The 13,682-nt window shown below is 54.2% G+C and carries 12 protein-coding genes; 6 read left to right on the plus strand and 6 right to left on the minus strand.

Annotation, left to right across the window (positions count from 1 at the left end; genetic code table 11):
- Positions 1-50: 50 nt before the first annotated feature.
- The 5 genes from ssuB to ssuE are packed head-to-tail and all read right to left on the minus strand — an operon-like array spanning position 51 to position 4,317.
- Entirely contained in the window at positions 51-842 is a 792-nt protein-coding gene (gene ssuB, locus ACRQ84_RS02755) for an aliphatic sulfonates ABC transporter ATP-binding protein (RefSeq protein WP_064740764.1), read from the minus strand.
- Entirely contained in the window at positions 839-1,627 is a 789-nt protein-coding gene (gene ssuC / locus ACRQ84_RS02760) for an aliphatic sulfonate ABC transporter permease SsuC (RefSeq protein ID WP_064740765.1), read from the minus strand. The genes ssuB and ssuC overlap by 4 nt, the downstream gene beginning before the upstream one ends.
- Positions 1,628-1,638: 11 nt before the next feature.
- On the minus strand, positions 1,639-2,784 hold the full coding sequence (gene ssuD / locus ACRQ84_RS02765; RefSeq protein WP_008102354.1) for an FMNH2-dependent alkanesulfonate monooxygenase: 1,146 nt from the start codon (positions 2,782-2,784) through the stop codon (positions 1,639-1,641).
- A 2-nt stretch (positions 2,785-2,786) separates the two neighbouring features.
- Positions 2,787-3,710, minus strand: a complete 924-nt coding sequence (locus tag ACRQ84_RS02770) for a sulfonate ABC transporter substrate-binding protein (protein WP_483817870.1) — start codon at positions 3,708-3,710, stop codon at positions 2,787-2,789.
- A gap of 55 nt (positions 3,711-3,765) precedes the next feature.
- Positions 3,766-4,317 (minus strand): NADPH-dependent FMN reductase, encoded by a 552-nt coding sequence (gene ssuE / locus ACRQ84_RS02775; protein WP_483817124.1) that lies wholly within the window; start codon positions 4,315-4,317, stop codon positions 3,766-3,768.
- 704 nt (positions 4,318-5,021) lie between these two features.
- On the opposite strand from ssuE, the gene ACRQ84_RS02780 reads away from it, so the two are divergent.
- The 5 genes from ACRQ84_RS02780 (at position 5,022) to ACRQ84_RS02800 (ending at position 10,340) form a co-directional block, all read left to right on the plus strand.
- The gene (locus ACRQ84_RS02780; protein ID WP_483817125.1) at positions 5,022-5,900 is read left to right on the plus strand and encodes a hypothetical protein; all 879 of its coding nucleotides are present in this window, start codon (positions 5,022-5,024) and stop codon (positions 5,898-5,900) included.
- Between the two features lie 98 nt (positions 5,901-5,998).
- Positions 5,999-7,516, plus strand: a complete 1,518-nt coding sequence (locus ACRQ84_RS02785; protein WP_483817126.1) for a lipopolysaccharide biosynthesis protein — start codon at positions 5,999-6,001, stop codon at positions 7,514-7,516.
- 2 nt (positions 7,517-7,518) lie between these two features.
- Positions 7,519-8,520 carry a glycosyltransferase family 2 protein gene (locus ACRQ84_RS02790; protein WP_483817127.1) on the plus strand — a complete coding sequence of 334 codons (1,002 nt, stop codon included), beginning with the start codon at positions 7,519-7,521 and terminating at the stop codon, positions 8,518-8,520.
- A 119-nt stretch (positions 8,521-8,639) separates the two neighbouring features.
- On the plus strand, positions 8,640-9,650 hold the full coding sequence (pyrD, locus tag ACRQ84_RS02795) for a quinone-dependent dihydroorotate dehydrogenase (protein ID WP_064740771.1): 1,011 nt from the start codon (positions 8,640-8,642) through the stop codon (positions 9,648-9,650).
- 147 nt (positions 9,651-9,797) lie between these two features.
- On the plus strand, positions 9,798-10,340 hold the full coding sequence (locus tag ACRQ84_RS02800; RefSeq protein WP_064740772.1) for a cell division protein ZapC: 543 nt from the start codon (positions 9,798-9,800) through the stop codon (positions 10,338-10,340).
- A 5-nt stretch (positions 10,341-10,345) separates the two neighbouring features.
- Here ACRQ84_RS02800 and ACRQ84_RS02805 read toward each other — a convergent pair whose 3' ends face one another.
- Positions 10,346-11,455: a YcbX family protein gene (locus tag ACRQ84_RS02805; protein ID WP_064740773.1), complete on the minus strand. Its 1,110-nt coding sequence runs from the start codon at positions 11,453-11,455 to the stop codon at positions 10,346-10,348.
- A 108-nt stretch (positions 11,456-11,563) separates the two neighbouring features.
- Here ACRQ84_RS02805 and rlmKL point away from each other — a divergent pair, with 108 nt between their 5' ends.
- Complete coding sequence (gene rlmKL / locus ACRQ84_RS02810; protein ID WP_483817128.1) at positions 11,564-13,681, plus strand: bifunctional 23S rRNA (guanine(2069)-N(7))-methyltransferase RlmK/23S rRNA (guanine(2445)-N(2))-methyltransferase RlmL; 2,118 nt, start codon at positions 11,564-11,566, stop codon at positions 13,679-13,681.
- Position 13,682 lies beyond the last annotated feature (1 nt).

Raw genomic sequence — 13,682 nt, forward strand, 5'->3', positions numbered from 1 at the left:
ATGGCGACCCTACGCGGATTTCGTAGAGCGCGCATTTATGCGCGCTTTTTTTAACTCTGCTGCGCAAACTTTAGCGGCTGCTCCGACGAACCGCGCTTCATCACCCGATCCAGCACTTCCGCTTCCAGTTCGGCCAGGCGTGGCGACCCACGACGACGTGGGCGCGGCAGATCGACAATCAAATCCAGCCCAATCTGACCTTCCTCAATGAGCAGCACGCGATCGGCGATTGCCACCGCTTCGCTGACATCGTGCGTTACCAGCAACACGGTAAAGTTATGCTGCTGCCACAGCGACTCAATCAATCCCTGCATTTCGATACGCGTCAACGCATCCAGCGCCCCAAGCGGCTCATCAAGCAGCAGTAAACCTGGGCGATGAATCAGCGCTCGCGCCAGCGCTACACGCTGTTTCTGCCCGCCGGACAACGCTGCAGGCCACTCGTTGGCACGATCCGCCAATCCGACCGCGTCCAACGCTTCCAGCGCGGCGGCACGCCATTCACGGCCTTTCAGTCCCAGCCCAACGTTATCAATCACCTTCTTCCACGGCAGTAAGCGTGAATCCTGGAACATCAAACGTGTATCTTCGCGCGCCTCGGATAAGGGCGCATTGCCAGCCAGCAACGCACCGCGCGTGGTCGATTCCAGACCTGCCAGCAGACGCAGTAAGGTACTTTTCCCACAGCCGCTGCGGCCGACGACCGCGACGAACTGCCCCGATGGAATATGCAGATCAATATTATTCAGGATGGTGCGATCGCCATATTGCTTGCTGACGCCATTGACGCCAACCGGCGTACCGCGATTTAAACGCGCCGGATTTAGGGTTGCGTTGCTCATGCGTTCTCCTTCGATTGGTAGGCCGGATGCCAGCGCAGCCAGACGCGCTCCAGCAGCTGCGCCGCAACGTCGGCCAGTTTGCCGAGCAGGGCATAAAGAATGATGGCCACCACCACCACGTCGGTTTGCAGGAATTCACGGGCGTTCATCGCCAGATAACCAATGCCCGAGTTAGCGGAAATGGTCTCGGCCACAATCAGCGTCAGCCACATCAGGCCAAGGGCAAATCGTACGCCAACCATAATGGATGGCAGCGCACCCGGCAGAATCACCTGAATGAACAGGCTCCAACCGGACAAACCGTAGCTACGCGCCATCTCGACTAAACCACGGTCAATGTTACGAATGCCGTGATAGGTATTGAGATAAATCGGGAATAAGGTGCCCAGCGCCACGAGGAAAATCTTGGCAGATTCGTCAATACCAAACCACAAAATCACCAGCGGAATCAGCGCCAGATGCGGCACGTTACGCAGCATCTGCACCGAGGTATCCAGCAAACGTTCACCCACGCGCGAAGTCCCGGTGATCAAGCCCAGAATCAAACCAATCGAACCGCCGATGGAGAAACCAATGGCGGCACGCCAGCTGCTGATCGCCAGGTTTTGCCACAGTTCGCCGCTCACCGTCAGTTTCCAAAAGGTGATGAGAATGTTTTCCGGTGACGGCAAAATGCGCGTCGACAGCCAACCGACCTGCGAAGCCAGTTGCCATACCGTAATCAGCACCACCGGCAACACCCAAGGCAGTACGGCATTACTCAGCTGTTTTTTAACGTTCGCCATCATCGGCTCCTTTAGCTCTGCGACACTTTTTGCGGCGTGAAATCATTGGCAACCGCTTCACCGTGCGCTTGCACCACGCGTGGTTTAGGCACTTCCGGGATCGCCAGGTCAAGATGCGGGAACAACAGCTCGCCAACGCGATACGCCTCTTCCAGATGCGGATAGCCGGAGAGAATAAAGGTCTCGATACCGAGATCCTGATACTCCTGCATACGCGCCGCCACGGTTGGACCATCGCCCACCAGCGCCGTACCTGCACCGCCGCGTACCAGACCTACGCCCGCCCACAGATTCGGGCTGATCTCCAGCTTATCGCGGCGTCCACCGTGCAGCGCCGCCATGCGCTGCTGGCCCACCGAATCGGTACGCGCAAATGCCGCCTGCGCTTTGGCAATGGTGGCATCGTCGAGATGGGCAATCAGGCGATCGGCTGCCTGCCATGCTTCTTCATTGGTTTCGCGCACAATGACGTGCAGACGAATACCAAAACGTACGGTGCGACCCTGCGCTGCGGCTTTGGCGCGCACCTGCTCAATTTTCTCTTTTACCAGTGCAGGCGGTTCGCCCCAGGTGAGATAAACATCGACCTGCTCGGCGGCCAGATCCTGCGCAGCATCCGAGGAACCGCCAAACCACAGCGGTGGACGCGGTTCCTGCACCGCTTTAAACATCAGACGCGCACCGCGTACCTTCACATGCTTGCCTTCGTAATCGACGGTTTCGCCTTCGCTAACGCGCCGCCAGACGCGGGTAAACTCGGCGGATTCTTCATAGCGTTCCCGGTGATCGAGGAACACGCCATCGCCGGCCAACTCTTCCGGATCGCCGCCGGTGACCAGATTAAACAGCGCACGACCATTCGACAGACGATCCAGCGTGGCGGCCTGGCGCGCCGCCTGAGTCGGTGAAATCACGCCCGGACGCAGAGCGACGAGGAAACGCAGACGCTGCGTAACCGGAATCAATGATGCCGCCACCAGCCAGGCATCTTCACAGGATCGGCCGGTGGGGATCAGCACGCCGCCGAAGCCGAGGCGATCCGCTGCCTGCGCAATCTGTTGCAGATAACCATGATCAACCGGGCGCGAACCTTCCGCCGTGCCGAGATAGTGACCATCGCCGTGAGTGGGGAGAAACCAAAATACGGATACGCTCATGATTAATTTCCTTTAGGCTGGGCGGATTGTGGCTGCCAGATGCGGTCAGCAATATTCACTTTTACCGGCATCAGATGATTGGCATAAAACAGATCGGCCGTTTGCTGTTGGGCCTGTGCGGTATGGGCACTGACCGGCGTAATGGTGGTCGGCGGACGGTGGTCGAGATAGCTGGCAATCACCGGCTTCGGTAAGCCCATCGCATTTGCCAGTAGATCAATACTCTGGTCGCGCTGGCTGCGCGTTAATGCATCGGCATCGCTAAACGTATTCAGCACTTGCTGCACGAAGTCGCCGTTAGCCTCGGTATAGTTGCGCGTGGCTAAATAGAAGGAGCCGGTTTGATTGAGTTTGCTGCCATCGGCCAGCACCCGCACGTTGCCTTGCAGCAGGGCGGCAGAGTAATAAGGATCCCAAATTGCCCAGGCATCAACGTCACCTTGCTGGAACGCGGCGCGCGCATCGGCGGGCGTCAGGTAGGTTGGCTGAATATCGTTAAAACTCAGTCCAGCCTGTTCCAGCGCGCGCAGCAGCAAATTGTGCGAGCTAGAGCCTTTCTGGAATGCCACTTTATGGCCTTTCAGATCGGCCACGCTGTGAATCGGGCTATCTTTCGGCACCAGAATCACTTCAGCCTGAGGCTTGGGAGGTTCCGAGCCGACATACAGCAGATCGGCGCCCGCGGCCTGCGCAAACAGCGGCGGAATATCGCCGGTGCTGCCCAAATCGATGCTATCGACGTTCAGCGCTTCGAGCATTTGCGGGCCCGCTGGGAATTCCACCCACTTTATCTGGGTGTGCGGAAAACGCTGCTCCAGCAGCTGATGGCTTTTCGCCAACACCATGCTCACCGAGCCTTTTTGATAACCGATGCGCAGCTGTTCGGGAGCGCCGGCGGCCTGTGCGCTCACGCTTATCGAGAGCATCGCCGCCACGGCTGGCAGGAGTAAGCCCATCAATATCCTTTTCATCTCTCTTCCTTTATACCGCTTGGGCGTAGGGTGGGTGGCGGCGATGCAGCGCGTGCCAGAAGGTATCCAGCGCCTCATCAATGCGTTGCGACAGCAGCGGATCGAGCCGCGGCTGGCGATCGTAATCAGTAATCTGGCCGTCGGTGGCGAACACGCCGTGCAGCACTTCCTGCGCTTTCAGCGCGTTGAGTACCGGCTTCAGCGCGTAATCCACCGCTAACAGGTGCGAAGCGCTGCCGCCGCTTGCCAGTGGCAACACCACTTTGTGTTCCAGCGCGCGTTCTGGTAGCAAATCAAGCAAGGTTTTCAGTGCGCCGGAAAACGAAGCTTTATAAATAGGCGTGGCGACAATCACGCCATCTGCCAGTGCCAAATCGGCTTTCAAAGCGGCTAATGCGGGAGAATCGAAGCGCGCATAGAGCAAATCTTCTGGTTGGAAATTGTGAATATTCCATGGAATCACCTCCACACCGCGTGCTTCCAGTGCGTGTTGGCACAGGCTCAGCAGCGCTGTTGAGCGTGAAGGGAAGCGAGGGCTACCCGCCAGCGTAATAACTCGCATGGTCACTCCTTATAACTAAAAGTTATTGATTATCTAATATTCAGAACTGATGTGTTCAATACTGTCAGAGCAGGCAGCGAGGCTTAAATGATTTATCTGGTAATCCTAAGTTGGAAAATGGGATAGCTGAGGACATATAAAGGAAGGTCAAAAAGGAGCTATATTGATGTTTAGGTTTAATCTGAAAATCGTTCGATTCTGGCGAGCATTATATTAATCGGAACAGCCTGATGGCGATGACTAATGATTAAAGCACGTTATACATGGCTAAAATGGAGTCGCTAACGAAGAAATATATCGACACATTCGAACTGGCTGAAGATTATTGGGCCGCTGCTATATTGAAATAAATGAAAAAAAGTTCGAGATTCGCCATTATTCTGGCCAGCAGGAATCGGAATAAGCGCAGATTGATCCCCTTCTTCTCCAGCATTACCTGGTTTTTATTTGATGAAACCCATGTCTAAACACGAGTAAAGGTTAAAAAGCGCATCAGTCTTGTATGACATAGTAACAACTGCTGTTACTTTTTTATCGTGAATCTCAACGTTAGTACAGAAATACTGAACAGTTAAATGCTTAGGAATTACGCATCTTATTATCGAGGTTGGAATTAATACTCGCCGCCTGTTTATAATTGGTTGAGATAATTTCCGCTAGAACTCGATAACGATATTTCGCTTATTAATTTACGCCCGTGCTTTGTGGCGTTAACTGCCGTTGCGGCAAGCCAATTTATTCTTAGGGAGATAAATATGGGTAGTTCCTCATTTGCTCACGAACTAACTGAGCAGCAGGCTGTATCTGCACCCTTCAATCGTCTCACTGCACCCCCTAAAACGGACGAAGAGTTGCTGTGTTATTGGCTACAAACGGATGCTGCAGGAACGCAGCTCGCCTCGTCATTGCTACCGACCTTTCCGCACAGCACTCCTGCTGAAGATGACTTCCTGCTGTTCAGCGCGGAGTGCAGCGCGTTGCCTGCCAGTCTGTTGCAGGATGTGGCGAAACTCAGCGATCAACGTCCAGAGCTGAACTGCTTTATTGTTTCTCTGACGAAGCGCGAGCTGGCAAGCGGATTACACTCGTCAACCCAGTTGTTTAAACAACTGCATGAACAGCGCTGGTGGCAGCAGGGCGCCTTTGCCGTGATTTTGCGTGCCGGCCTGGCCCGCGCGGGTGCGCCGTTGACGCGCATTCAGGATGTGATGCTCGCCGGATTACTCCATACGCAAACTGCATGGGTGCTTGACTATGCCAGTGAATCATCGCTGATGACCAAAGCACATTCACCTCAGCCCTTCACCTATCAGCAATTTATTACCGATTATGAAAAACTCACCCGCTTGTCACACTTTATTCCAGAGCGAAACCGTTATCGCGAAAGTTATTTACGCAGCGGCTTATTACAATTAGTCCAGCAGGAGTTAAGGGGCGCAACAACATTCTCAGATAATACCCGGCATGCATTAACCTACTTTGCAGAAAATTTCCCCGCGCAGGGTGCAATGGAAAAACTCATGTTGAAACAACCTGACATCTATTTCGCCATTATGAAAATGAGAAAAAGGCTGGGCGCTTAGCACCAGGATTAATTTTAAGAATAACTCCGGTGTGCGTGTGAATAGATTTATGTCACGCTTAAGGCCACTGAGATAAATCCCCAGATGCCAAAACACCTATGTCTATAAAACGTAACGCGATTGCCAATTATGTTGGTCAAATCTATCTGACGCTGTCAGGTATTTTGGTTGTACCTCTTTATATTCAACACTTAGGAATGGAAGCCTACGGTTTAGTGGGCTTCTTCTCGATTTTATTAACCTGGCTGCAATTACTTGATGCCGGTGTCTCCACCACCTTGATGCGTGAAGCGGCTCGCTATCGCGCGAATCAGGCAGAATTCGTCTGGTTCCCGGCGCTGTTTGCCACGCTGACCAAATTCTTCCTGTTCTCCACTATCGTGCTGGTGGTATTGGGCTGGCTGGCGACACCGTGGATTGCCACGCACTGGCTGGATGCAAAACATCTTCCGTCAGGCGATGTGGTGATTGCTGTGGCAATTATGGTGATCACCGCCGCGATTCGCTGGCGCACCAGCCCCTATCGCAGTGTGATTGTCGGCTTCGAACATCAGGTATGGCTGAACGGCGTTAACCTGATCATCACCACCTTACGCACCTTCGGTGCGGTGCTGGTGATACAGTTCTTCTCTAATCCGGTATTGGCGTTCTTTGTCTGGCAGTTGCTGGTGTCGATTGCCGAAGCGACTTGCTGTATCTACAAATCCTGCCAGCTCATTCCCAAGGCGGCGCGCAAAGAGAAGCGCGGCGATCTGAAAGAAGTGCTGAAACCGTTTATTCGTTTTGCACTCAGCGCAGCGTTTTCCAGTGCGGTGTGGACCTTCATTTCGCAAATCGACCGATTGGTGCTTTCCAAGACGCTGCCGCTGAGCGAATACGGTTCGTTTACCGTGGTGGCGACCGCCGCGACGGGTATTCTGCTGCTCAGCAGCCCGATTATGCAGGCCATCGTGCCACGCATGACCGGCATGAAAACCCGTAAAGAAGGTGATGCGGAGTCACTGAAACTTTACCGCTACACCACGCAGGCCGTGGCGATTTTCATGGCACCGCTCAGTATCACCATTGCCTGCTATGCCGGCCCGCTGCTATGGGCGTGGACGCAAAAGAGCCAAATTGTGGATGAGATGTCATTTGTCCTTAGCCTGTACGCGTTGGGCAGCGGTATTCAGGCAATCTGTGGCTTGCTCTATCACCTGCAGTACATCAACGGCAACCTCAAGCTGCACATGAAAGGCTTCACCTGCTTTGCCGTGCTGCTGGTGCCGCTCAACATCTGGTGCGCCATTCACTATGGCGCGTTGGGCACCGGTTGGCTGTGGCTGGGACAGAATATCTTCTATCTGGTGGGCTGGGCGTGGCTGGTGCATCGCCGCTTTGCGCCGGGCATCCATTTCACCTGGTTAACCCGTGACGTAATGCTGATTTGGGCGGTTTCAGCCGCTATCGCCTGGTTGAGCACATTGCTGCCTATCGAGTGGAATCAGAATCGCTGGATAAACCTGCTGTGGTTGGGCTTGATTGGTGCGTTCAATCTCGGCTTCTGCTGCCTGCTGCATAGCGTGGTGTTGAAGCGTCTCAGAATTCCATTATTTAACGTTGAGGAAAGAGGATGAGCATGATGTCATCTCACCGTATCCCTTCGGTTTCGGTCATCATTCCGAACTGGAATTGCGCGCCCTGGTTGCCAGAAGCGCTGGGGGCATTGCTGCGCCAGTCATCGCCGCCGGAACAGATCATTGTTATTGACGATGGATCCAGTGATAACAGCGTTGCCTGGTTAACCGCATTCGCTGAGCAGCACCCGCAGGTGGTGTTGCTGAGTGGCGAGCGCGGCGGCGTCAGTGCCGCGCGTATGAAAGGTCTCTCGGTGGCTAGCGGGGATTTTGTTTATTTCATGGATGCAGACGATTTTGTCTCCACTGACTTGTTTGCCGACTTCCGTCGCGTGCAGGCGCGCCATGAAGATATCGATCTGTTCTGCTTTGGCGCGAAAATGTTCTTCGATCTGCCCGCCGCGCAGCGTCACTATCAAACCATTCATCAGCGTCATGTCAGCGGATTACTGCCTGGCGGCAGCACCAGCTTGCGTACGCTAATGCAGCACCAATCCGCGCATCGCGTCGTGTGGAGCAGCATTATTTCCCGTCGCTTGATTGACCAACTGGCGCTGCAGTTTCTGCCAATCCAAAACCATGAAGATGCGCCCTATATGTTTGCGCTCTATCTGCAGGCGCGTAACATTTACTGCACCAGCCAAAGCTATTATTACAAACGCTTTATGCTGACCTCGCTGTCACAGAGCACGCGCGATTTCTCCTATGTGAAAAACTACTTCATAGCGCGTGAAAGCAGCGAACAGTTCTTACGCGACCAGCAACTGCCGGTGGATGCGGCCTTGCTGGACAGCTATTACCAAACGGTGATGCACAGCTGCCTGTCGCAGATGCGCAAAAATCATATGGTGATCCCAGCGGATTGGCAGCCGCAGGTGAATCAACTGGTGCGCAACGTGTTGCAGCAGAGCGCGCGTCTGAAGCTGATGTGGTACTGCCCGACGATTTACAGTGGCCTGCAGGCGTGTCGTGAACAGCTTGGCCGCTATTCTGCGCGACGCTGATACCGATCAAATTGTGATGCAGTAGAACAATTTACTTTTGCGCCAGAGCACCTTACCATTCTGGCGCACAATTTCCCGTGCACCCCGACTTCCCTGGTTTTCATCATTGAGGAGAGTGCATGTTATATCCTATCGTCCGGCCGGCGCTGTTTAAGCTTGATCCTGAGCGTGCGCACGAACTCACCTTTCAACAACTGCGTTTTATCAGCGGTACGCCGCTGGAAGGGCTGATTCGCCAGTCGCTGCCATCCCGTCCGGTAACCTGTATGGGATTGACCTTTCCGAATGCGCTCGGCTTAGCGGCCGGCCTCGACAAAAATGCTGAGTGCATTGATGCCTTCGGTGCCATGGGCTTTGGTTTTGTCGAAGTGGGAACGGTAACGCCGCTGGCACAACCGGGAAATGATAAACCGCGCATGTTCCGCCTGGTGCCTGCAGAAGGGATTATTAACCGCATGGGGTTTAATAATCATGGCGTCGATCACCTGATTGAGAACGTCAAAAAGTCACGCTTTAAAGGCATTCTCGGTATCAATATTGGCAAAAATAAAGATACGCCGGTCGAGAAGGGCAAAGACGATTATCTGATCTGCATGGAAAAGGTGTATGCCCACGCCGGTTATATTGCCATCAATATTTCGTCGCCAAACACGCCGGGATTACGCACGCTGCAATATGGCGACGCGCTGGACGAGCTTCTGTCTGCAATCAAATTAAAACAGCAAGAGCTGCAAGCACGGCACCTTAAATATGTGCCCGTCGCCGTGAAGATCGCACCGGATCTTACCGAAGAAGAATTGATTCAGGTTGCTGATAGTTTGGTGCGCCACAATATTGACGGTGTGATTGCCACCAATACCACGCTCGATCGTTCACTGGTGACTGGCCTTAAATATGCCGAAGAGGCGGGCGGATTAAGTGGTCGTCCGGTTCAGTCACGCAGTACTGAAGTGATTCGCCGCCTGGCGCAAGAGCTGCAGGGGCGCGTACCGATTATTGGCGTAGGTGGCATTGATTCGCTGGTTTCAGCGCGTGAAAAAATCGCCGCGGGAGCAACATTGGTGCAGATATACTCCGGATTTATTTATAAAGGCCCGGGTTTAATTAAAGATATCGTGACTCACCTCTAAGACATTTCCCACTTTACTGCGCCGAGGGGTTTATTTATCCCTTCGGCTCGTTTATATTTTGTCCTGCTGGTGCATTTTCAGCCTTTTCCCAAATATATTTTTTAATTTAAGCGCCATTTAGCGCAGCGAATAACCACAGGGCAGATCATGAAAATCAAACCTGATGACAATTGGCGTTGGTATTTTGACGCAGAGCATGACCGCATGATGCTGGATTTAGCGGATGGCATGTTATTTCGCTCGCGCTTCTCGCGCAAAATGCTGACACCCGACGCCTTTAATGTCAGCGGTTTTTGTGTTGATGATGCCGCGCTCTATTTTACCTTTGAAGAACGTTGCCGTCAGAGTGGATTAAAAGGCAATCAGCGCGCCGAATTAGTCTTAAACGCGTTGGTAGCCAGTCGTTTTCTCAAACCCTTAATGCCAAAAAGCTGGCACTTCACCAATCACGCACACAGCTGGCAGCCTGCTGCGGGCGATATGGTGGCGGTGACGTTGGCCGACAGCGGTGAACAGGCGCAGCTCTTTGTAGTGGAAAGCAGTGAAAATGCGGCGCTGTGCTTATTAGCGCAAAACGCGTTGAGCGTGGCAGGTAAAGGTATGCAGTTAGGTGATGCCATTAAGATCATGAACGATCGTTTGCGTCCGCAGCAGGAAGAGCAAACCGCCCACTTTGCGCGGGCGGTGTAATCGGCTTACGCCAGTTCGATATCGCCTGCCGGAATACAGCTGCAGCTTAAGATCGTGCCATCCGCACGCACCGCGCTTTTCTTCAGTGCTTTCACTTCCCCCGCAACCAATGTCACTTTGCAGCTGCCGCAAATGCCGGCGCGACACGAGTAGGGAATGCGGAAACCTTGCATCTCCAGCTGTTCCAGCAACACTTGCTGATTGTCGCCGCTAAAGGCTGCGCCCTGATAATCAATGGTCACTGCGCTGTGGCTGCTGGCAGTGGGCGCCAGGGTTTCGACCACTGCGCCAGCGCCGTAAGCGCGCGGCGTCTGTTTCTCCAGAATCGTTACCGCATCGCCAACGCGAATAATGCCGCTATTCAGCGCGATCAAATTCAGGCCAAAATCGATATCGCCGCTGCCGTCCTGCGCGCTACGAAAACCCTGCAACGTGGTGAGCGGCTCGCCGTCAGGATGTTTACGGCCCGTTTCGGTGCCGACGGTAGTAAACACGCAGCGGCTACACGGCTTCGGCATCTCAAAGGTAATCTCGCCAATTTGTAGCCGTTTCCAGCTGTCCTCTTCCCACGCGGCCGCGCCGCTCACCACCAGATTGGGGCGGAACTGCTCCACGCGCACGCTGGCCGGACAGCGCTGCTGGAGATCCTGCAACGACGCCATATTCACCAGTAAGTAGGGGAAACCGTCGGCAAAACTGAGGGGAACATGATCAAAACGTTTTACGCGGCGCGTGGGCTCCACGCCGGTCCAGCGCAGTTGCACCGGACGTGGGAAAAACGTACTTAACCAGCTATTGATCGTTTCAGGTGCAATACGCGCGGTGAAATGGTTGCCCCACACTTCGGTGGGTGCCTGCTCGGCCGTGAAATCAGCAAAGCGGATCAGCGCCTGCGAACCGTCCGGCGCTTGCAGAAACAGCCCATCAGGCAGCAGTGCCGGGGTAAAACGCACCATTTCCGGAAACTGGCGGGCGGTGACGAACGTACCGTCCTGTTCGGTCACCATAAAGATGCGATCAAAGCCCAGACCGCTTTCCAGCACCTGCGCATGCGACAGTTGCAGGCCGCGCATCGATTTAACGGGATGGATGTAAAGGCGCGAAAGCGTAATCATCACCACTCCAAAAATAGGGTCATAAGTTTAAAAGAAGCTAACTTTATGACATAGCACGCTGATTCGCTATAATGCGCAGCAATTTAAGCAAGAGTAAAAAGTGACGATATGAATTCTCTGTTTGCCAGTACGGCGCGTGGGCTCGAAGAGCTGTTGAAAAGTGAGCTAGACGCGCTGGGTGCGCAGGATTTGCAGGTGGTGCAGGGCGGCGTCCACTTTCAGGCCGACGACCATGTAATGTACCAAAGCCTGCTGTGGAGCCGTTTGGCTTCGCGCATTTTGCTGCCGCTGGGAGAATTTGGCGTCTGGAGCGATCTTGATCTTTACGTGGGTGCGCAAAGTATTCCGTGGACCGAGATGTTCGACAGCAACACCAGTTTTGCCATCCATTTTAGCGGCACCAATGAGGTGATCCGCAACAGCCAATTCGGCGCGCTGCGTATTAAAGATGCCATCGTTGATAGCTTCACCCGGCAGAATCTGGAACGCCCAAATGTCGATCGCGAGCAACCAGGCATCCGTATTAATGCGTGGCTGAACAAAGATCGCGTCAGTATCGCTCTGGATCTCAGCGGTGATTCTCTGCATCAGCGCGGCTATCGCCAGCAAACCGGCGCAGCACCGTTAAAAGAAACCTTAGCGGCGGCGATCGTGATGCGTTCCGGTTGGCAGAGCAGTACGCCGCTGGTCGATCCAATGTGTGGTTCCGGTACGCTGCTGCTGGAAGCGGCGTTGATCGCCTGCGATCGCGCGCCCGGCCTGCTGCGCACCCATTGGGGCTTCAATCGCTGGAAGAAACACAATCAGGCCGTGTGGCAGGATGTTCACGCTGCAGCAAAAGAGCGCGCGCGTGTTGGAACCGCCGCTGCGACCGCCCGTTTCTTTGGCTACGATAATGACAGCCGCGTGCTGGAATCCGCGCGCGCCAACGCGCGTCGTGCGGGCGTATTCGAGCTGTTCACCTTTGCGCAGCAGGATGTTATCAAGCTGAAAAATCCACTGGCGGGCAAGGACATTACCGGCACGGTATTGAGTAACCCGCCGTACGGTGAGCGTCTGGAAAGCGAACCGGCGCTAATTGCGCTGCACAGCCAGCTCGGTCGCATCATGAAGCAGAATTTCGGCGGCTGGAATCTGTCGCTGTTCAGCGCCTCGCCAGAGCTGCTGAGCTGCCTGCAACTGCGTGCCGATCGCCAGTTTAAAGCTAAAAATGGCCCGCTGGAGTGCGTACAGAAAAACTATCAGCTGGCTGCGACCAGCGCAGAAGGCGGCGCGCAGATTGCCGAAGATTTTGCTAACCGTCTGCGTAAGAATCTGAAGAAGCTGGATAAGTGGGCGCGGCAGTCAAATATCGACTGCTATCGTCTGTATGACGCCGACCTGCCCGAGTATAACGTGGCGGTCGATCGCTATGCCGATTGGGTGGTGATTCAGGAATATGCGCCGCCGAAAACCGTAGATGCCAATAAAGCGCGACAGCGTCTGTTCGATGTGATCAGCGCGACACTGAGCGTGCTCGAAATCCCGGCGAATCGATTGGTGATGAAAACCCGCGAGCGCCAGAAAGGCAAAAGCCAGTATCAAAAGCTGGGCGAGAAGGGTGATTTCTTCGAAGTGCAGGAATTTGATGCGCGCCTGCTGGTGAATCTCACCGATTATCTGGATACTGGCTTGTTCCTCGATCACCGTATCGCGCGGCAGATGCTGGGCAAAATGAGTGCAGGCAAAGATTTCCTTAACCTGTTCGCTTATACCGGCACAGCCAGCGTACATGCCGGTTTGGGTGGCGCGAAAACCACCACCACCGTGGATATGTCACGCACCTATCTGGAGTGGGCCGAGCGCAACCTGCGTCTGAACGGTTTGACCGGACGTCAGCATCGTCTGATGCATGCGGATTGCCTGAGCTGGCTGCGCGAGAGTGACGAACAGTTCGATTTGATCTTTATTGATCCGCCGACGTTCTCTAACTCTAAGCGCATGGAAGACGATTTCGACGTGCAGCGCGATCACATGATGCTGATGCAGAATCTGAAACGTCTGCTGCGTCGCGGTGGCACCATTATGTTCTCCAACAATAAGCGCGGCTTTAAAATGGACCTCGACGGTTTAGCACGTCTCGGTCTGCAGGCGCAGGAAATAACCCAAAAAACGCTGTCGCAGGATTTCGCGCGCAACCGTCAAATTCACAACTGCTGGCTGGTTAGCCACGCCGGTAAGGAATAAG

This window comes from Pantoea sp. E2023-21 (genome assembly GCF_051302795.1).
In the GTDB taxonomy this organism is placed as follows: domain Bacteria; phylum Pseudomonadota; class Gammaproteobacteria; order Enterobacterales; family Enterobacteriaceae; genus Pantoea; species Pantoea ludwigii_A.